This is a genomic window from Escherichia sp. MOD1-EC6842, assembly GCF_002965705.1.
Lineage (GTDB): Bacteria > Pseudomonadota > Gammaproteobacteria > Enterobacterales > Enterobacteriaceae > Escherichia > Escherichia ruysiae.
This window is the reverse complement of sequence record NZ_PTRF01000006.1, coordinates 216,848-236,920: the sequence shown is the minus strand read 5'-3', so window position 1 is coordinate 236,920 and position 20,073 is coordinate 216,848. Positions and strand designations below refer to the sequence as shown.

The following is a 20,073-nucleotide window of genomic DNA, read 5'->3' as shown; positions in this document are numbered from 1 at the left end:
AGTAATGGGTCACTCTTTTTTCTCGCCTTCTTCCTCTTCCGGCACCGGTTTGCTGGCGGTTAACAGGAAGGGAGATTGCTGCCAGCGGGTGCGCTTACCCTGCAACAACGTGCGGGTCAGCACTACGCCGATTGCCAGTGAGAGCAGCAACATCAGGCGTAAAATGTTAGTGGTGTTATCCACCTGTTGGGCTTCGGTGGCGAGCGTATGGGTGTCGAGTGTCAGGCGCAGATAGCCGAGCGGGCCGTTTTTACCCGCAATTGGCTCGACAATCTGCTGGTTAAAATAGCCGCCTGCTTTTTTACCGTCGAGCGCCAGCCGGTCGCGCACTTCGACGCTTTCGCCAGAACGTGCGATAAGATCGCCTTGTTCGTCATACACACCCGCGTCGAGGATGCGGCTTTCATCCGTTAACTGATCGAGGATCGCCTGAATGCGTTTTTCATCCGGTGAGTCGGTACGCATCAGCGGTGCAACGTTCAGCGTCACCTGACGCGCCAGGGTACGGGCCAGTTCTTCCAGCTGTGGATTACGCTGTCGCTGGTGGTTTTGACTAAACCATGACGCCCCCTGCATCAGCGCCACTAACAAGGCGAGGCAGAACAGGACAATCACTGCCCGATGCAGCCGGAATTTCAGTTTTGTGCGAGCCATCTTCCACCCTTTGAAAATTTGAGACTTAATGTTGCCAGAAGCAATGGATACAAGGTAGCCTCATGCGTTATTTTCCCTGCTTCGAACGATTTTACAGGAGCCTTAATGCCTAACATTACCTGGTGCGACCTGCCTGAAGATGTCTCTTTATGGCCGGGTCTGCCTCTTTCATTAAGTGGTGATGAAGTGATGCCACTGGATTACCACGCAGGTCGTAGCGGCTGGCTGCTGTATGGTCGTGGGCTGGATAAACAACGTCTGACCCAATACCAGAGCAAACTGGGTGCGGCGATGGTGATTGTTGCCGCCTGGTGCGTGGAAGATTATCAGGTGATTCGTCTGGCAGGTTCACTCACCGCACGGGCTACACGCCTGGCCCACGAAGCGCAGCTGGATGTCGCGCCGCTGGGGAAAATTCCGCACCTGCGCACGCCGGGTTTGCTGGTGATGGACATGGACTCCACCGCTATCCAGATTGAATGTATTGATGAAATTGCCAAACTGGCCGGAACGGGCGAGATGGTGGCGGAAGTGACAGAACGGGCGATGCGTGGAGAACTTGATTTTACCGCCAGCCTGCGCAGTCGCGTGGCGACGCTGAAAGGCGCTGACGCGAACATTTTGCTTCAGGTACGTGAAAATCTGCCGCTGATGCCAGGCTTAACGCAGCTGGTACTCAAACTGGAAACGCTGGGCTGGAAAGTGGCGATTGCCTCCGGCGGCTTCACCTTCTTTGCCGAATACCTGCGCGACAAGCTGCGCCTGACCGCCGTGGTAGCTAATGAACTGGAGATCATGGACGGTAAATTTACCGGCAATGTGATCGGCGACATCGTAGACGCGCAGTACAAAGCTAATACCCTGACCCGACTGGCACAGGAGTATGAAATCCCGCTGGCGCAGACCGTGGCGATTGGCGATGGTGCCAACGACCTGCCGATGATCAAAGCGGCAGGGCTGGGGATTGCCTACCATGCCAAGCCAAAAGTGAATGAAAAGACGGAAGTCACCATCCGTCACGCTGACCTGATGGGGGTGTTCTGCATCCTCTCCGGCAGCCTGAATCAGAAGTAATTGCACGCCCGTCATCCTGCGGGCGGCACAGCATTAACGAGGTACACCGTGGCAAAAGCTCCAAAACGCGCCTTTGTTTGTAATGAATGCGGGGCAGATTATCCGCGCTGGCAAGGGCAGTGCAGCGCCTGTCATGCCTGGAACACTATCACCGAGGTGCGTCTTGCTGCGTCGCCAACGGTGGCGCGTAACGAGCGTCTCAGTGGCTATGCCGGTAGCGCCGGAGTGGCGAAAGTCCAGAAACTCTCCGATATCAGCCTTGAGGAATTGCCGCGTTTTTCTACCGGATTTAAAGAGTTCGACCGCGTATTAGGCGGCGGGGTGGTGCCGGGAAGCGCCATTCTGATTGGCGGTAACCCTGGTGCCGGTAAATCCACGCTGCTGCTGCAAACGCTGTGCAAACTGGCGCAGCAGATGAAAACGCTGTATGTCACTGGCGAAGAGTCGCTGCAACAGGTGGCAATGCGCGCTCATCGTCTCGGCCTGCCGACTGACAATCTCAATATGTTGTCGGAAACCAGCATCGAGCAGATCTGCCTGATTGCCGAAGAAGAGCAACCGAAGCTGATGGTAATTGACTCGATCCAGGTGATGCATATGGCGGATGTTCAGTCATCGCCAGGCAGCGTGGCGCAGGTGCGTGAAACGGCGGCTTATCTGACGCGTTTCGCCAAAACGCGCGGTGTGGCGATTGTCATGGTCGGGCATGTAACCAAAGATGGCTCGCTGGCTGGTCCGAAAGTGCTGGAACACTGTATTGACTGTTCGGTGCTGTTGGACGGCGACGCCGACTCCCGTTTTCGCACCTTACGCAGCCATAAAAACCGCTTCGGCGCGGTGAATGAGCTGGGTGTATTCGCGATGACCGAACAGGGACTGCGTGAAGTCAGCAATCCTTCGGCAATCTTCTTAAGCCGTGGCGATGAAGTGACCTCTGGCAGTTCAGTGATGGTGGTATGGGAAGGGACGCGCCCGCTGCTGGTGGAGATTCAGGCGCTGGTCGATCATTCGATGATGGCGAATCCGCGCCGCGTGGCGGTCGGGCTGGAACAAAACCGTCTGGCGATCCTGCTGGCGGTGTTGCACCGTCACGGCGGTCTGCAAATGGCTGATCAGGATGTCTTTGTTAACGTGGTCGGCGGCGTGAAGGTGACGGAAACCAGCGCCGACTTAGCGTTACTGCTGGCGATGGTTTCCAGCCTGCGTGACAGACCGCTGCCGCAGGATCTGGTGGTGTTTGGCGAAGTGGGGCTGGCAGGGGAGATTCGCCCGGTGCCCAGCGGTCAGGAACGAATCTCTGAAGCGGCGAAACACGGTTTTCGCCGGGCGATTGTTCCGGCAGCCAACGTGCCGAAAAAAGCGCCGGAAGGGATGCAGATTTTTGGCGTTAAAAAACTCTCCGACGCGCTTAGCGTGTTCGACGACTTATAATGAGAGATACGGAGGGAGATATGTCGTCATTTGATTACCTGAAAACTGCCATCAAGCAACAGGGCTGCACGTTACAGCAGGTGGCTGATGCCAGCGGTATGACCAAAGGGTATTTAAGCCAGTTACTGAATGCCAAAATTAAAAGCCCCAGCGCGCAAAAGCTGGAGGCGTTGCACCGTTTTTTGGGGCTTGAGTTTCCCCGACAGAAGAAAACCATTGGTGTGGTATTCGGTAAGTTCTACCCGCTGCATACCGGACATATCTACCTTATCCAGCGCGCCTGTAGCCAGGTTGACGAGCTGCATATCATTATGGGCTTTGACGATACTCGCGACCGCGCGTTATTTGAAGACAGCGCCATGTCGCAGCAGCCAACGGTGCCGGATCGTCTGCGCTGGTTATTGCAAACCTTTAAATATCAGAAAAATATCCGCATTCATGCCTTCAACGAAGAGGGCATGGAGCCGTATCCGCACGGTTGGGATGTGTGGAGCAACGGCATCAAAAAGTTTATGGCTGAAAAAGGCATTCAGCCGGATCTGATCTACACCTCGGAAGAGACCGACGCACCACAGTACCTGGAGCATCTGGGGATCGAAACGGTGCTTGTCGATCCGAAACGCACTTTTATGAGTATCAGCGGAGCGCAGATCCGCGAAAACCCGTTCCGCTACTGGGAATATATTCCCACCGAAGTGAAACCGTTCTTTGTGCGCACCGTGGCGATCCTCGGCGGCGAGTCGAGCGGTAAATCTACCTTGGTAAACAAACTCGCCAACATTTTCAACACCACCAGTGCGTGGGAGTTTGGTCGTGATTATGTCTTTTCACACCTTGGCGGAGATGAGATTGCGTTGCAGTATTCCGACTACGATAAAATCGCGCTGGGTCACGCACAATATATTGATTTTGCAGTTAAATATGCCAATAAAGTGGCGTTTATCGACACCGATTTTGTGACAACGCAGGCGTTCTGCAAAAAGTACGAAGGGCGTGAGCATCCGTTCGTGCAGGCGCTGATCGATGAATACCGTTTTGATCTGGTGATCCTGCTGGAGAACAACACGCCGTGGGTGGCGGATGGTTTACGCAGCCTCGGTAGTTCGGTGGATCGTAAAGAGTTCCAGAATCTGCTGGTGGAGATGCTGGAAGAGAACAATATCGAATTTGTGCGGGTTGAAGAGGACGATTACGACAGCCGTTTCCTGCGCTGCGTGGAGCTGGTGCGGGAGATGATGGGGGAGCAGGGTTAAGACCCAATGCCTGATGCGACGCTGACGCGTCTTATCAGGCCTACTGTTTTGCAACCTATTGAAATCGCTGGGCTTGTAGGCCGGATAAGGCGTTCACGCCGCATCCGGCATTTTACGCATTACTTCGCAATACGCTTGTACTTGATACGCTTCGGCTCCAGCGCGTCTGCGCCCAGCGTGCGTTTCTTATACTCTTCGTACTCGGTAAAGTTACCTTCGAAGAACTCGACTTTACCTTCATCCTGGTAATCCAGAATGTGCGTCGCGATACGGTCGAGGAACCAACGGTCGTGCGAGATAACCATCGCGCAGCCCGGGAACTCCAGCAGGGCGTTTTCCAGCGCACGCAGGGTTTCGATATCCAGATCGTTGGTCGGTTCGTCGAGCAGCAGCATGTTGCCGCCAACCTGCAGCAGCTTCGCCAGATGCAGACGACCGCGCTCACCACCGGAAAGTTCGCCAACGCGTTTGCCCTGATCAACCCCTTTAAAGTTAAAGCGGCCTACGTAGGCACGGCTCGGCATCTCGGTGTTACCGATCTTCATGATATCCAGTCCGCCGGAAACTTCTTCCCAAACGGTTTTGCTGTTATCCATTGAGTCACGGAACTGATCAACAGACGCCAGTTTCACCGTTTCACCTAAAGTGATGGTGCCGCTGTCCGGCTGTTCCTGACCAGAGATCATACGGAACAGGGTCGATTTACCTGCACCGTTCGGCCCGATGATCCCGACGATTGCCCCTTTCGGGATCGAGAAGCTCAGGGAGTCAATCAGCAGGCGATCGCCGTAGGATTTACGCAGGTTGCTGACTTCCAACACTTTATCGCCCAGACGCGGTCCAGGTGGAATAAACAGTTCGTTGGTTTCGTTACGTTTCTGATATTCGGTGTTGTTCAGCTCTTCAAAGCGCGCCAGACGTGCTTTACCTTTCGACTGACGGCCTTTAGTCCCCTGACGTACCCACTCCAGCTCTTTTTCAATCGACTTACGACGTGCTGCTTCTTGCGAAGCTTCCTGCGCCAGACGCTGATCTTTCTGCTCCAGCCAGGAGGAGTAGTTACCTTCCCACGGAATACCTTCGCCACGGTCAAGTTCGAGGATCCAGCCCGCAACGTTATCGAGGAAGTAACGGTCGTGGGTAATCGCCACAACGGTGCCTTCGAAGTCGTGCAGGAAGCGTTCCAGCCACGCTACGGATTCGGCATCCAGGTGGTTAGTTGGTTCGTCGAGCAGCAGCATGTCTGGTTTTTCCAGCAGCAGGCGGCACAACGCCACGCGACGACGCTCACCACCGGAGAGGTTAGCGATTTTCGCCTCCCAGTCCGGCAGACGCAGCGCATCTGCTGCACGTTCCAGTTGCACGTTCAGGTTATGACCGTCGTGAGCCTGAATGATCTCTTCCAGACGGCCTTGTTCAGCTGCCAGCTTGTCAAAATCGGCATCCGGATCGGCGTATAACGCATACACTTCATCCAGACGTTTCAGGGCGTTAACCACTTCAGAAACCGCCTCTTCAATGGACTCACGCACGGTGTGTTCCGGGTTTAGCTGCGGTTCCTGCGGCAGATAACCAATCTTGATATCCGGCTGCGGACGCGCTTCGCCTTCGATGTCTTTATCGATGCCCGCCATAATGCGCAGCAGGGTAGATTTACCGGCGCCGTTCAGACCCAGGACGCCGATTTTTGCCCCAGGGAAGAAACTCAGAGAGATGTTTTTCAAAATATGACGTTTCGGCGGAACAACTTTGCCGACACGATGCATGGTATAAACGAATTGAGCCACGTTGGACTTCGCCTCTATGTTTATCGTGATGATGAGTTTTCAAAGGCGAAGTGTAGCCTGTTTCCTTATCTAATCCCAGCCGGTCGATCACCCTCGCAGTAAAAGTAAAAAAGTGTCCATAACGTGGCACAAACGGCAATGACTGGTTAGCATAAATCTATTAGGCGGCATGACGCTGCATTGATGTATTTACACTTAGAGGATGCGCTTGTGGAAAAAGCCAAACAAGTTACCTGGCGGCTGTTGGCTGCCGGTGTCTGTCTGCTGACGGTCAGCAGCGTGGCGCGAGCCGACTCACTGGATGAGCAGCGTAGCCGTTACGCGCAAATCAAGCAGGCCTGGGATAATCGACAAATGGATGTGGTCGAACAAATGATGCCTGGACTGAAGGATTATCCGCTTTATCCCTACCTGGAATACCGCCAGATTACCGATGACCTGATGAATCAACCGGCGGTCAAGGTCACTAACTTTGTTCGCGCTAACCCCACGCTTCCTCCCGCTCGCACGCTACAATCTCGCTTCGTCAATGAACTGGCGCGGCGTGAAGACTGGCGTGGTCTGTTAGCTTTTAGCCCGGAAAAACCAGGGACTACCGAAGCGCAATGTAATTATTACTATGCGAAATGGAATATCGGGCAGAGCGAAGAAGCCTGGCAGGGGGCGAAAGAACTTTGGCTAACCGGAAAGAGTCAGCCTAACGCTTGCGATAAGTTGTTTAGCGTCTGGCGCGCGTCCGGTAAGCAAGAACCACTGGCTTATTTAGAGCGTATCCGCCTGGCGATGAAAGCGGGCAATACCGGGCTGGTGACGGTACTCGCAGGGCAGATGCCTGCCGATTATCAAACTATCGCCTCGGCGATTATTTCGCTGGCGAACGATCCTAATACAGTGCTGACCTTCGCGCGTACTACCGGAGCGACTGATTTTACCCGCCAGATGGCAGCGGTGGCGTTTGCCAGCGTGGCGCGCCAGGATGCAGAAAACGCACGGCTGATGATCCCGTCGCTTGCCCAGGCGCAGCAGCTTAATGAAGATCAGATTCAGGAGCTACGCGATATCGTCGCCTGGCGTCTGATGGGCAACGACGTCACCGACGAGCAGGCGAAATGGCGCGATGACGCCATTATGCGTTCGCAATCCACGTCGTTAATTGAACGACGCGTGCGGATGGCGCTTGGCACTGGCGACCGTTCTGGCCTGAATACCTGGCTGGCACGCTTGCCGATGGAAGCGAAAGAGAAAGATGAATGGCGTTACTGGCAGGCGGATTTACTGCTGGAACGCGGTCGTGAAGCGGAAGCAAAAGAGATTTTGCATCAACTCATGCAACAGCGTGGTTTCTACCCGATGGTTGCTGCACAGCGGATCGGCGAAGAGTATGAGCTGAAGATTGATAAAGCGCCGCAGAATGTTGACAGCGCCCTGACTCAGGGGTCGGAGATGGCGCGCGTGCGCGAGTTGATGTACTGGAATCTCGATAATACCGCGCGTAGCGAGTGGGCCAATCTTGTGAAGAGCAAGTCAAAAGCAGAGCAGGCTCAACTGGCGCGATATGCTTTCAATAACCAATGGTGGGATCTTAGCGTTCAGGCAACGATCGCCGGGAAGCTGTGGGATCATCTGGAAGAGCGATTCCCGCTGGCCTACAACGATCTTTTCAAACGCTACACCAATGGCAAAGATATCCCGCAAAGCTATGCAATGGCGATTGCCCGCCAGGAGAGCGCCTGGAATCCGAAAGTGAAGTCGCCGGTAGGCGCCAGCGGCCTGATGCAGATTATGCCTGGCACAGCGACCCATACGGTGAAGATGTTCTCAATTCCAGGTTACAGCAGCCCAGGACAATTGCTTGATCCGGAAACGAACATCAACATTGGCACCAGTTACCTGCAATATGTTTATCAGCAGTTTGGTAATAACCGTATTTTCTCATCGGCAGCCTATAACGCGGGACCAGGGAGAGTGCGTACCTGGCTTGGCAACAGCGCCGGACGTATCGACGCGGTGGCATTTGTCGAGAGTATCCCGTTCTCCGAGACGCGCGGTTATGTGAAGAACGTGCTGGCTTATGACGCGTACTATCGCTATTTCATGGGCGATAAACCGACGCTTTTGAGCGCCACAGAATGGGGGCGTCGTTACTGAACCGCCCGTTTATGATATGCTATCGTACTCTTTTGCGAGTACAACCGGGGGAGGCATCAGGCTTCCCCCGCTAACAATGGCGACACACTATGGCTCAACAATCACCCTATTCAGCAGCGATGGCAGAACAGCGTCACCAGGAGTGGTTACGTTTTGTTGACCTGCTTAAGAATGCCTACGAAAACGATCTCCATTTACCGTTGCTAAACCTGATGCTGACGCCGGATGAGCGCGAAGCGTTGGGGACTCGCGTGCGTATCGTAGAAGAGTTGTTGCGCGGTGAAATGAGCCAGCGTGAGTTAAAAAATGAACTCGGCGCGGGCATTGCGACCATTACTCGTGGATCTAACAGTCTGAAAGCCGCGCCTGTCGAATTGCGCCAGTGGCTGGAAGAAGTGCTGCTGAAAAGCGATTGATTTTGTAGGCCTGATAAGACGCGTCAGCGTCGCATCAGGCATTGCGCACCGAATGCCGGATGCGTCGTGAACGCCTTATCCGTCCTACAATGGCTGATATACCGCATTATGAAACGGACTTAGCGCCAGGATCACCGCCTGGTGATAGACGCTGGCGCGGGTGAGTTTCCCGGCGGTAAACACGCCGATCGCGCCCTCTTTACGGCCAATCTCATCAATGCCGGTATAACGCGACATCACGGGGCCAAGCGCCTCGCCCTCACGCACTTTCTCCAGAATCACCGCAGGTAACGGCAAAGTTGCCGAACGCGCTTCACCGCGCTGGCTCGCGTTTTCAATCACCACCCAACTGAAGGTGCTGTCACCATCAATACCCGCTTCAATTGCTACCCAAAAATCAGCCTCTGGGCGTAAACGACGAGAATTTGCTACCCGATTTCGTGCGCCAGCGCGCGTTTCCTCACTGCCAAAGGGCTGTTCCGGTACGCCGCTCTCGACGGCAACGGACTCAATGTGGCAGGATCCTTCGCCGAAGATCTCGTGAAATGCCTGCAGAATGGCCTGAATTTTAGCGGGATTGGTGGTCGCACAGACAACATGGTGCATAATCAGGATTACTCACAAAATTAACGTTAAAGCAGTATACGGAAAAAAAGCATGTTACAGGTATACCTTGTCCGCCACGGTGAAACACAGTGGAACGCCGAGCGACGTATTCAGGGCCAGTCTGACAGCCCGCTGACTGCAAAAGGTGAGCAACAGGCAATGCAGGTGGCGAACCGTGCCAAAGAGCTTGGCATTACGCATATCATCAGTAGTGATTTAGGCCGCACCCGGCGTACGGCGGAAATCATCGCCCAGGCTTGTGGTTGTGACATCATCTTTGATTCCCGCTTGCGTGAGTTAAATATGGGCGTGCTGGAGAAAAGACACATTGACTCTCTGACTGAAGAAGAAGAGAACTGGCGTCGTCAACTCGTCAATGGCACCGTTGACGGGCGTATTCCTGAAGGCGAGTCGATGCAGGAACTTAGCGATCGCGTTAACGCAGCACTGGAATCTTGTCGGGATTTACCACCGGGAAGTCGACCACTGCTGGTGAGTCACGGTATCGCGCTGGGATGCCTGGTGAGTACCATTCTGGGCTTACCGGCATGGGCAGAACGCCGCTTACGTCTGCGTAACTGTTCTATTTCGCGCGTGGATTATCAGGAAAGCCTGTGGCTGGCATCTGGCTGGGTAGTTGAAACCGCAGGGGACATCTCGCATCTGGACGCCCCTGCATTAGACGAGCTACAGCGTTAACGACGTATTGGAATAAGCAGCTCGCAGCGCAGATTAATTGGGCGATCACCCGCTTTGGCATCTTCTGCCGGGTAGTATCGCTCAATATCCTGACCTTTACGGCGGGTCAGGTTGAGCATCGGCATACAGGTTCCGTATACCGTCAGAATAAACTCCTGCACGCCGGTTCCCAGACCTTCGTAGGTAAACATCACATAGTCGCCACCCTGCAACAGTACCGGATGTCCCGTCAGTACATAGCCGTCAGCTTGATCCCGAGCCAGAGCCGTGGTGTAAAACACTTCTTGCTCGTCATCTTTATCCTGGCTTGGACGCGTTTCGTTCAAACCGTAAAGCACTGGTGGAATGGTTGGCGAGTTGCCGAGAAAATCGTGCCAGAACTGGTAGCGCATTTCGTGGCGGAAATCAGAGATTTGCTCCAGCGAACAGGAGTAGCTCTGGGTAACACCAATCAGCGGCGTATCTTCCAGGGTGACAAATTTGTGCTCTGGCATGGTAAATTCACCCAGACGCAGCGGCGGGCGAATACCAAAGGCGCTCCATTCAGGAGAACGGCGGTAAAGTGCGGGAGTCTGGGCAAACTGCTTCTTGAATGCGCGGGTAAATGTCTGTTGAGAGTCGAAGCGGTATTGCAGCGCGATATCCAGAATCGGACGCGCAGTCAGGCGTAGTGCGACCGCCGATTTCGACAAACGACGAGCACGAATATACGCGCCAATAGCATGGCCAGTGACATCTTTAAACATTCTCTGTAAGTGCCACTTGGAATAACCTGCTTTCGCCGCTACATTGTCGAGCGACAGGGGCTGATCCAGATGACCTTCCAGCCAGATTAAAAGGTCGCGAATAATGCCGGCCTGATCCATAAAATATCCTCATCCTTTCAACAACGAGCACCTGACATCAGGTAATTGGATAATAGCATTTTTTGTTGTTTTAGCATTCAGTGTTTTTTTTCTTAGCAGAGTATGTTTTAGGTCTTGACGGAGATAAAAATATTGAGTTTTTGTTCTTAATCAATATGTTATTTATCATGGCGAACTAATTGCTCAGTGTAACTTATAAAAATGGTAACAATATGAAATACAAGCATTTGATCTTGTCCTTAAGCCTGATAATGCTGGGACCATTGGCTCATGCGGAAGAAATTGGTTCGGTCGACACCGTATTTAAAATGATCGGCCCGGATCACAAAATTGTCGTGGAAGCCTTTGACGATCCCGATGTAAAAAATGTCACTTGTTATGTGAGTCGGGCGAAAACCGGCGGTATTAAAGGGGGATTAGGTCTGGCGGAAGATACTTCCGATGCGGCCATTTCCTGCCAGCAGGTAGGGCCGATTGAACTGTCGGATCGCATTAAAAACGGCAAAGCTCAAGGCGAAGTCGTGTTCAAAAAACGGACTTCTCTGGTCTTTAAGTCGTTACAGGTCGTGCGTTTCTATGACGCCAAACGCAACGCGCTCGCTTACCTGGCTTACTCCGACAAAGTTGTCGATGGTTCACCGAAAAATGCCATCAGCGCCGTTCCTGTCATGCCGTGGCGACAATAACAGAGGCGATTTATGCAACGGGAAACGGTCTGGTTAGTGGAAGACGAGCAAGGGATAGCCGACACGCTGGTCTACATGTTGCAGCAGGAAGGTTTTGCCGTCGAGTTCTTTGAACGGGGCTTATCGGCGCTGGATAAAGCGCGCCTGCAGGTTCCTGACGTTATCATTCTCGATGTCGGCCTGCCTGATATTAGCGGTTTCGAACTGTGTCGCCAGTTGCTGGCGCTCCATCCTGCGTTGCCTGTACTGTTTCTGACCGCCCGTAGTGAAGAGGTGGATCGCCTGCTTGGGCTGGAGATTGGCGCTGACGACTACGTGGCTAAACCGTTTTCACCTCGCGAAGTGTGCGCCAGGGTGCGCACCTTACTGCGTCGGGTGAAGAAGTTTTCTACGCCGTCTCCCGTCATCCGTATTGGTCATTTTGAACTGAATGAACCTGCGGCGCAGATCAGCTGGTTTGACACGCCATTAACGCTGACGCGGTACGAATTTCTGTTGTTGAAAACGTTACTCAAGTCGCCAGGCCGCGTCTGGTCACGCCAGCAATTGATGGATAGCGTCTGGGAAGATGCACAGGACACTTACGATCGCACTGTCGATACTCACATCAAAACGCTGCGCGCCAAACTGCGCGCTATAAATCCCGACCTTTCGCCAATTAATACTCATCGCGGAATGGGATACAGCCTGAGGAGCCTGTAATGCGCATCGGGATGCGCCTGTTGCTGGGCTATTTTTTACTGGTGGCGGTGGCAGCCTGGTTCGTACTGGCAATTTTTGTCAAAGAAGTTAAACCGGGTGTGCGAAGGGCGACGGAAGGTACGCTGATCGACACCGCAACGTTGCTGGCGGAGCTGGCGCGTCCCGATTTGCTCTCTGGTGACCCCGAGCATGGACAACTGGCGCAGGCGTTTAACCAGCTACAAAATCGCCCGTTTCGCGCCAATATCGGCGGCATTAACAAAGTGCGCAATGAATACCATGTCTATATGACTGATGCGCAGGGCAAAGTATTGTTCGATTCGGCAAACAAAGCCGTGGGACAGGATTATTCCCGCTGGAATGATGTCTGGCTAACGTTGCGTGGTCAGTATGGTGCGCGCAGCACGTTGCAAAATCCTGCCGACCCCGAAAGTTCTGTGATGTATGTCGCCGCGCCGATTATGGACGGTTCACGGCTTATTGGCGTTTTGAGCGTAGGCAAACCGAACGCGGCGATGGTACCGGTCATTAAACGCAGCGAGCGACGAATTTTATGGGCGAGTACCATTTTGCTGGGGATTGCGCTGGTGATTGGTGCGGGAATGGTTTGGTGGATCAACCGCTCCATTGCCCGACTCACCCGCTATGCTGATTCCGTTACCGACAATAAACCCGTTCCTCTCCCTGAACTCGGCAGTAGCGAGCTGCGTAAGTTAGCGCAGGCGCTGGAAAGTATGCGCGTGAAGCTGGAAGGGAAAAACTATATTGAGCAGTATGTTTACGCATTAACTCATGAGCTAAAAAGCCCACTGGCGGCGATTCGTGGCGCAGCGGAAATTTTACGTGAAGGCCCGCCGCCAGAAGTGGTGGCTCGCTTTACCGATAATATTTTGACGCAAAATGCGCGAATGCAGGCACTGGTGGAAACGTTATTACGCCAGGCAAGATTGGAGAATCGCCAGGAAGTGGTTCTTTCTGCGGTTGACGTAGCGGCATTATTTAACCGCATCAGCGAAGCGCGCACCGTGCAGTTGGCAGAAAAAAATATCACTCTGCATGTTATGCCTACAGAGGTTAAGGTTGCTGCTGAACCTGCGTTACTGGAGCAGGCGCTGGGGAATTTACTGGATAACGCCATCGATTTTACTCCCGATCATGGCTGCATAACGCTTAGTGCTGTGGCAGATGAGGAGCAAGTTACGCTTAAGGTGCAGGATACCGGCAGTGGCATTCCTGACTACGCGCTGTCGCGCATTTTTGAACGCTTTTACTCTTTACCGCGTGCAAATGGGCAAAAAAGCAGTGGTCTTGGGCTGGCGTTTGTCAGCGAAGTTGCCCGTTTGCTCAATGGCGAAGTCACGCTGCACAACATGCCGGAAAGCGGTGTGCTGGCCTCGCTTCGGCTTCACCGTCACTTCACATAACTTCAAATTCTTCTCACATAGCCTTCATACACTGCCGTCATTGCAAAGGAGAAGACTATGTTGAAATCCCCCCTGTTCTGGAAAATGACCACTTTGTTTGGCACGGTGTTGCTGTTGTTAATTCCATTAATGTTGATTCGGCAGGTGATTGTCGAACGTGCCGATTACCGGAGCGATGTGGAAGATGCGATTCGCCAAAGCACCAGCGGACCGCAAAAACTCGTTGGGCCGCTCATCGCTATTCCTGTGACCGAGCTTTATACGGTGCAGGAAGAGGATAAAACCGTGGAGCGGAAACGAAGTTTTATCCATTTTTGGTTACCTGAGTCGTTGATGGTTGATGGCAATCAGAACGTGGAAGAACGGAAGATCGGTATTTATTCCGGCCAGGTCTGGCACAGTGATTTAACGCTGAAAGCCGATTTTGACGTTTCGCGTCTTAGCGAACTTAATGCGCCAAATATCACCTTAGGCAAGCCGTTTATCGTGATTAGCGTTGGTGATGCGCGTGGCATTGGCGTGGTGAAAGCGCCTGAACTTAACGGAACTGCGCTGAGCATTGAACCTGGCACCGGGTTAGAGCAAGGCGGGCAGGGCGTGCATATCCCTTTACCCGAAGGAGACTGGCTGAAGCAGAACCTGAAGCTGAATATGGCGCTGAATTTAAGCGGTACTGGTGATTTTTCTGTGGTGCCGACGGGACGTAATAGCGAGATGACCTTAACCAGCAACTGGCCGCACCCCAGTTTTTTAGGCGATTTTTTGCCAACGAAACGGGAGTTAAGTGCATCCGGTTTTCAGGCACAATGGCAAAGTAGCTGGTTTGCTAATAATCTCGGTGAGCGTTTTGCTTCAGGCAATGATAGCGGCTGGGAAAATTTCCCGGCGTTTAGCGTCGCAGTCACTACGCCAGCCGATCAGTATCAATTAACGGATCGGGCGACCAAGTACGCCATTTTGCTGATCTCGCTAACTTTTATGGCCTTCTTTGTCTTTGAAACATTAACGGCAAAGCGTTTACACCCGATGCAATATTTGCTGGTAGGGCTGTCATTGGTGATGTTTTATTTGCTCTTGCTGGCGCTTTCTGAACATACCGGTTTTACCGTGGCATGGATAATCGCCAGTCTGATTGGGGCGTTAATGAACGGTATTTACTTGCAGGCAGTATTAAAAGGCTGGCGCAACAGCATGTTGTTTACTCTCGCGCTGTTGTTGCTGGATGGCGTGATGTGGGGACTGCTGAATTCTGCCGATAGCGCGCTGTTGTTGGGAACCTGTGTGCTGGTGGTGGCGCTGGCTGGCATGATGTTTGTGACACGTGATATCGACTGGTATGCATTTTCACTACCGAAAATGAAAACCAGTAAAGAAGTCACAACAGACGATGAGTTACGCATCTGGAAATAATGTTGAAAAATAAAAACGGCGCTAAAAAGCGCCGTTTTTTTGACGGTGGTAAACCGATTAATCTTCCAGATCACCGCAGAAACGATAACCTTCACCGTGAATGGTGGCGATGATTTCCGGCGTATCCGGCGTAGATTCGAAATGCTTACGAATACGACGGATTGTCACGTCTACAGTACGGTCGTGCGGCTTCAGCTCACGGCCGGTCATTTTCTTCAGCAGTTCAGCACGGGACTGAATTTTGCCTGGGTTTTCACAGAAGTGAAGCATGGCGCGGAACTCGCTGCGCGGCAGTTTGTACTGCTCGCCATCAGGGCCGATCAACGAACGGCTGTTGATGTCCAGTTCCCAACCATTGAACTTGTAGCTTTCAACGCTACGACGTTCTTCGCTGACAGTACCCAGATTCATGGTACGAGACAGCAGGTTGCGTGCACGGATAGTCAGTTCACGCGGGTTGAACGGTTTGGTGATGTAATCGTCTGCACCGATTTCGAGGCCGAGAATTTTATCGACTTCGTTGTCACGGCCAGTCAGGAACATCAACGCAACATTCGCCTGCTCGCGCAGTTCACGCGCTAACAGAAGACCGTTCTTACCCGGCAGATTGATATCCATGATCACCAGGTTGATGTCATATTCAGAGAGGATCTGATGCATTTCCGCGCCATCTGTCGCTTCGAAAACATCATAGCCTTCCGCTTCGAAAATACTTTTCAACGTGTTGCGTGTTACCAACTCGTCTTCAACGATAAGAATGTGCGGGGTCTGCATGTTTGCTACCTAAATTGCCAACTAAATCGAAACAGGAAGTACAAAAGTCCCTGACCTGCCTGATACATGCTGCAAATTAACATGATCGGCGTAACATGACTAAAGTACGTAATTGCGTTCTTGATGCACTTTCCATCAACGTCAACAACATCATTAGCTTGGTCGTGGGTACTTTCCCTCAGGACCCGACAGTGTCAAAAACGGCTGTCATCCTAACCATTTTAACAGCGACATAACAGGCTAAGACGTGCCGGACACCCAATAAAACTACGCTTCGTTGACATATATCAAGTTCAATTGTAGCACGTTAACAGTTTGATGAAATCATCGTATCTAAATGCTAGCTTTCGTCACATTATTTTAATAATCCAACTAGTTGCATCCTACAACTAATAAACGTGGTGAATCCAATTGTCGAGATTTATTTTTTATAAAATTATCCTAAGTAAACAGAAAGATATGTAGCGTTTTTTAACAATTGAACGGTTAGTACAGTCAAGAAATAGTTTAGCTTTTTTTAAGTTAAGTAAAGGGCTTTTTCTGCGATTTGCGTTAATATTTTGTAAATTCTCTCCGCGCAGTAAGTTGACATTCATCACTCTATTCGCGGTTATTTGGTCAAGAAGAGTAGCAACATGCGTTTGACGATTATTCTGGTTGCACCCGCCAGAGCAGAAAATATTGGGGCAGCAGCGCGGGCAATGAAAACGATGGGTTTTAGCGAACTGCGGATTGTCGATAGCCAGGCGCACCTGGAGCCAGCCACCCGATGGGTTGCTCATGGCTCCGGTGATATTATTGATAATATTAAAGTTTTTCCGACGCTGGCTGAATCGTTACATGACGTAGATTTCACGGTCGCCACTACAGCGCGTAGTCGGGCGAAATATCATTACTACGCGACACCGGTGGAACTGGTGCCATTGTTGGAAGAAAAATCGGCGTGGATGAATCATGTGGCGCTGGTCTTTGGTCGTGAAGATTCCGGGCTGACCAACGAGGAACTGGCACTGGCTGATATTCTTACCGGTGTGCCAATGGTGGCAGATTACCCTTCGCTCAATCTGGGGCAGGCGGTGATGGTCTATTGCTATCAATTAGCAACATTAATACAACAACCGACGAAAAGTAACGCAACGGCAGACCAACATCAACTGCGCGCTTTACGCGAACGTGCCATGTCGTTGTTAACGACGTTAGCGGTGGCAGATGACACAAAACTGGTCGACTGGTTACAGCAACGTCTGGGGCTTTTAGAGCAACGAGATACCGCAATGTTGCATCGTTTGTTGCATGATATTGAAAAAAATATCACCAAATAAAAAACGCCACGTCATGTTGTTTTTAGGTTTTCATTCTGACTGCAACGGGAAATCTGTCTCTGAATGGATTAAAAAAGAGCATCTGCCAGCAGCTTATGAACTGGTTGCCTTCCGTGAGTAAATTAAAATTTTATTGACTTAGGTCACTAAATACTTTAACCAATATAGGCATAGCGCACAGACAGATAAAAATTACAGAGTACACAACATCCATGAAACGCATCAGCACCACCATTACCACCACCATCACCATTACCACAGGTAACGGTGCGGGCTGACGCGTACAGGAAACACAGAAAAAAGCCCGCACCTGACAGTGCGGGCTTTTTTTTCGACCAAAGGTAACGAGGTAACAACCATGCGAGTGTTGAAGTTCGGCGGTACATCAGTGGCAAATGCGGAACGTTTTCTGCGGGTTGCCGATATTCTGGAGAGCAATGCCAGGCAGGGGCAGGTGGCTACAGTCCTCTCTGCTCCCGCCAAAATAACCAACCATCTGGTGGCGATGATTGAAAAAACGATTAGCGGCCAGGATGCTTTGCCCAATATCAGCGATGCCGAACGTATTTTTGCCGAACTTCTGACGGGACTCGCCGCCGCCCAGCCGGGATTTCCGCTGGCGCAACTGAAAACGTTCGTCGATCAAGAATTTGCCCAAATTAAACATGTTCTGCATGGTATCAGCCTGTTGGGACAGTGCCCGGACAGCATCAACGCTGCGTTGATCTGCCGTGGTGAAAAAATGTCGATCGCCATTATGGCCGGTGTACTGGAAGCGCGCGGACATAACGTTACCGTTATCGATCCGGTCGAAAAACTGCTGGCAGTCGGTCATTACCTCGAATCTACCGTCGATATTGCTGAGTCCACCCGCCGTATTGCGGCAAGCCGCATTCCGGCTGACCACATGGTGCTGATGGCAGGTTTCACCGCCGGTAATGAAAAAGGCGAACTGGTGGTGCTGGGACGTAACGGTTCCGACTACTCCGCTGCGGTACTGGCCGCCTGTTTACGTGCCGATTGTTGCGAGATCTGGACGGACGTCGACGGTGTCTATACCTGCGACCCGCGTCAGGTGCCCGATGCGAGGTTGTTAAAGTCGATGTCCTATCAGGAAGCGATGGAGCTTTCCTACTTCGGCGCTAAAGTTCTTCACCCCCGCACCATTACCCCCATCGCTCAGTTCCAGATCCCTTGCCTGATTAAAAACACCGGAAATCCACAAGCGCCAGGGACGCTCATCGGTGCCAGCCGTGATGAAGACGAATTACCGGTCAAGGGCATTTCCAATCTGAATAACATGGCAATGTTCAGCGTTTCCGGTCCAGGAATGAAAGGGATGGTCGGCATGGCGGCGCGCGTCTTTGCAGCAATGTCACGCGCCCGCATTTCAGTGGTGCTGATTACGCAATCGTCTTCCGAATACAGCATCAGTTTCTGCGTTCCACAAAGCGACTGTGTGCGAGCTGAACGGGCAATGCAGGAAGAGTTCTATCTTGAACTGAAAGAAGGTTTACTGGAGCCGCTGGCGGTGACGGAACGACTGGCCATTATCTCGGTGGTGGGCGATGGTATGCGCACGCTGCGTGGGATCTCGGCGAAATTCTTTGCCGCGCTGGCTCGTGCCAATATCAACATTGTCGCCATTGCTCAGGGTTCTTCTGAACGCTCAATCTCTGTCGTGGTAAATAACGATGACGCGACGACTGGCGTGCGCGTTACCCACCAGATGCTGTTCAATACCGATCAGGTTATCGAAGTGTTTGTGATTGGCGTTGGCGGTGTTGGCGGCGCGCTGCTGGAGCAACTAAAGCGTCAGCAAAGCTGGCTGAAGAACAAACATATTGATTTACGAGTCTGTGGCGTTGCTAACTCGAAGGCGTTGCTGACTAATGTGCATGGCCTCAACCTGGAAAACTGGCAGGAAGAACTGGCGCAAGCCAAAGAGGCGTTCAACCTTGGGCGCTTAATTCGCCTGGTGAAAGAATATCATCTGCTGAACCCGGTCATTGTTGACTGCACCTCCAGCCAGGCGGTGGCGGATCAATATGCCGACTTCCTGCGCGAAGGTTTCCACGTTGTCACGCCGAACAAAAAGGCCAACACCTCGTCGATGGATTACTACCACCAGTTGCGTTATGCGGCGGAAAAATCGCGACGTAAATTCCTCTATGACACCAACGTCGGTGCGGGATTACCGGTCATTGAGAATCTGCAAAACCTGCTCAATGCAGGTGATGAGTTGATGAAATTCTCCGGCATTCTTTCTGGTTCGCTTTCATACATCTTCGGCAAGCTAGACGAAGGCATGAGTTTCTCTGAGGCGACCACGCTGGCGCGGGAAATGGGGTATACCGAACCGGATCCGCGTGATGATCTTTCTGGTATGGATGTGGCGCGCAAACTGTTGATTCTCGCCCGTGAAACTGGACGTGAACTGGAGCTGGCGGATATCGAGATCGAACCTGTGCTGCCCGCAGAGTTTAACGCAGAGGGTGATGTTGCAGCTTTTATGGCGAATCTGTCACAGCTCGACGATCTCTTTGCCGCGCGCGTGGCGAAGGCTCGTGATGAGGGTAAAGTTTTGCGCTATGTTGGCAATATTGATGACGATGGCGTCTGCCGCGTGAAAATTGCTGAAGTGGACGGTAACGATCCGCTGTTCAAAGTGAAAAATGGCGAAAACGCCCTGGCCTTCTATAGCCACTATTATCAGCCGCTGCCGTTGGTTCTGCGCGGATACGGCGCGGGCAATGACGTTACGGCTGCCGGTGTCTTTGCCGATCTGCTACGCACCCTCTCATGGAAGTTAGGAGTCTGA

General features: G+C 52.3%; 19 protein-coding genes and 1 other annotated feature. Of the genes, 14 read left to right on the top strand and 5 right to left on the bottom strand.

What is annotated here, in order from left to right; genetic code table 11:
• Positions 1-9: 9 nt before the first annotated feature.
• The gene (locus A7Z29_RS09980; protein WP_000124613.1) at positions 10-654 is read right to left on the bottom strand and encodes a YtjB family periplasmic protein; all 645 of its coding nucleotides are present in this window, start codon (positions 652-654) and stop codon (positions 10-12) included.
• A 105-nt stretch (positions 655-759) separates the two neighbouring features.
• On the opposite strand from A7Z29_RS09980, the gene serB reads away from it, so the two are divergent.
• From serB to nadR, 3 genes are read left to right on the top strand one after another with little or no spacing between them, the layout of a single operon-like run.
• Positions 760-1,728 (top strand): phosphoserine phosphatase, encoded by a 969-nt coding sequence (serB, locus tag A7Z29_RS09975; RefSeq protein WP_001132952.1) that lies wholly within the window; start codon positions 760-762, stop codon positions 1,726-1,728.
• Positions 1,729-1,776: 48 nt separating this feature from the next.
• Positions 1,777-3,159, top strand: coding sequence for a DNA repair protein RadA (gene radA, locus A7Z29_RS09970; protein WP_001029698.1), 1,383 nt, complete (start codon positions 1,777-1,779; stop codon positions 3,157-3,159).
• 20 nt (positions 3,160-3,179) lie between these two features.
• Positions 3,180-4,412 carry a multifunctional transcriptional regulator/nicotinamide-nucleotide adenylyltransferase/ribosylnicotinamide kinase NadR gene (nadR, locus tag A7Z29_RS09965; RefSeq protein WP_000093820.1) on the top strand — a complete coding sequence of 411 codons (1,233 nt, stop codon included), beginning with the start codon at positions 3,180-3,182 and terminating at the stop codon, positions 4,410-4,412.
• 119 nt (positions 4,413-4,531) lie between these two features.
• On the opposite strand, the gene ettA is transcribed toward nadR, so the two are convergent.
• The gene (gene ettA / locus A7Z29_RS09960; protein WP_000046760.1) at positions 4,532-6,199 is read right to left on the bottom strand and encodes an energy-dependent translational throttle protein EttA; all 1,668 of its coding nucleotides are present in this window, start codon (positions 6,197-6,199) and stop codon (positions 4,532-4,534) included.
• A 210-nt stretch (positions 6,200-6,409) separates the two neighbouring features.
• Between ettA and sltY the strand changes: the two genes are divergently transcribed.
• Together sltY and trpR are read left to right on the top strand one after the other, a co-directional pair.
• Positions 6,410-8,347, top strand: a complete 1,938-nt coding sequence (gene sltY / locus A7Z29_RS09950; protein ID WP_000409436.1) for a murein transglycosylase — start codon at positions 6,410-6,412, stop codon at positions 8,345-8,347.
• A gap of 89 nt (positions 8,348-8,436) precedes the next feature.
• The gene (gene trpR, locus A7Z29_RS09945) at positions 8,437-8,763 is read left to right on the top strand and encodes a trp operon repressor (RefSeq protein ID WP_000068670.1); all 327 of its coding nucleotides are present in this window, start codon (positions 8,437-8,439) and stop codon (positions 8,761-8,763) included.
• Between the two features lie 84 nt (positions 8,764-8,847).
• Here the strand turns inward: trpR and yjjX are convergent, their stop codons facing one another.
• On the bottom strand, positions 8,848-9,369 hold the full coding sequence (gene yjjX, locus A7Z29_RS09940; protein ID WP_032224345.1) for an inosine/xanthosine triphosphatase: 522 nt from the start codon (positions 9,367-9,369) through the stop codon (positions 8,848-8,850).
• A 51-nt stretch (positions 9,370-9,420) separates the two neighbouring features.
• Here yjjX and gpmB point away from each other — a divergent pair, with 51 nt between their 5' ends.
• Positions 9,421-10,068 carry a 2,3-diphosphoglycerate-dependent phosphoglycerate mutase GpmB gene (gpmB, locus tag A7Z29_RS09935; RefSeq protein ID WP_000942335.1) on the top strand — a complete coding sequence of 216 codons (648 nt, stop codon included), beginning with the start codon at positions 9,421-9,423 and terminating at the stop codon, positions 10,066-10,068.
• On the opposite strand, the gene robA is transcribed toward gpmB, so the two are convergent.
• Positions 10,065-10,934, bottom strand: a complete 870-nt coding sequence (gene robA / locus A7Z29_RS09930) for an MDR efflux pump AcrAB transcriptional activator RobA (RefSeq protein WP_000371672.1) — start codon at positions 10,932-10,934, stop codon at positions 10,065-10,067. The two genes, gpmB and robA, sit on opposite strands and share 4 nt — an antisense overlap.
• Before the next feature lie 212 nt (positions 10,935-11,146).
• Here robA and creA point away from each other — a divergent pair, with 212 nt between their 5' ends.
• Genes creA through creD form a run of 4 tightly spaced genes read left to right on the top strand, consistent with a single transcriptional unit; the run spans position 11,147 to position 15,156 of the window.
• Positions 11,147-11,620, top strand: a complete 474-nt coding sequence (gene creA / locus A7Z29_RS09925; RefSeq protein ID WP_000875485.1) for a protein CreA — start codon at positions 11,147-11,149, stop codon at positions 11,618-11,620.
• 12 nt (positions 11,621-11,632) lie between these two features.
• Positions 11,633-12,322, top strand: a complete 690-nt coding sequence (gene creB, locus A7Z29_RS09920) for a two-component system response regulator CreB (RefSeq protein ID WP_105290155.1) — start codon at positions 11,633-11,635, stop codon at positions 12,320-12,322.
• On the top strand, positions 12,322-13,746 hold the full coding sequence (gene creC / locus A7Z29_RS09915; RefSeq protein ID WP_105290154.1) for a two-component system sensor histidine kinase CreC: 1,425 nt from the start codon (positions 12,322-12,324) through the stop codon (positions 13,744-13,746). The genes creB and creC overlap by 1 nt, the downstream gene beginning before the upstream one ends.
• Before the next feature lie 57 nt (positions 13,747-13,803).
• Complete coding sequence (creD, locus tag A7Z29_RS09910; protein ID WP_000920370.1) at positions 13,804-15,156, top strand: cell envelope integrity protein CreD; 1,353 nt, start codon at positions 13,804-13,806, stop codon at positions 15,154-15,156.
• Positions 15,157-15,213: 57 nt separating this feature from the next.
• On the opposite strand, the gene arcA is transcribed toward creD, so the two are convergent.
• Positions 15,214-15,930: a two-component system response regulator ArcA gene (arcA, locus tag A7Z29_RS09905; protein ID WP_001194358.1), complete on the bottom strand. Its 717-nt coding sequence runs from the start codon at positions 15,928-15,930 to the stop codon at positions 15,214-15,216.
• A gap of 95 nt (positions 15,931-16,025) precedes the next feature.
• On the opposite strand from arcA, the gene yjjY reads away from it, so the two are divergent.
• The 4 genes from yjjY to thrA all read left to right on the top strand — a co-directional run bounded on the left by yjjY (position 16,026) and on the right by thrA (position 20,073).
• The gene (gene yjjY / locus A7Z29_RS09900) at positions 16,026-16,166 is read left to right on the top strand and encodes a YjjY family protein (protein WP_001303782.1); all 141 of its coding nucleotides are present in this window, start codon (positions 16,026-16,028) and stop codon (positions 16,164-16,166) included.
• A 399-nt stretch (positions 16,167-16,565) separates the two neighbouring features.
• Entirely contained in the window at positions 16,566-17,252 is a 687-nt protein-coding gene (locus A7Z29_RS09895; RefSeq protein ID WP_016159428.1) for a tRNA/rRNA methyltransferase, read from the top strand.
• Positions 17,253-17,464: 212 nt separating this feature from the next.
• A complete protein-coding gene (gene thrL / locus A7Z29_RS09890) occupies positions 17,465-17,530 on the top strand; it encodes a thr operon leader peptide (RefSeq protein ID WP_001386572.1) in 66 nt (21 codons plus the stop codon).
• Positions 17,466-17,585: a sequence feature (Thr leader region), on the top strand. Its footprint overlaps the gene before it by 65 nt.
• Positions 17,586-17,610: 25 nt before the next feature.
• Positions 17,611-20,073 carry a bifunctional aspartate kinase/homoserine dehydrogenase I gene (gene thrA / locus A7Z29_RS09885; RefSeq protein WP_105290153.1) on the top strand — a complete coding sequence of 821 codons (2,463 nt, stop codon included), beginning with the start codon at positions 17,611-17,613 and terminating at the stop codon, positions 20,071-20,073.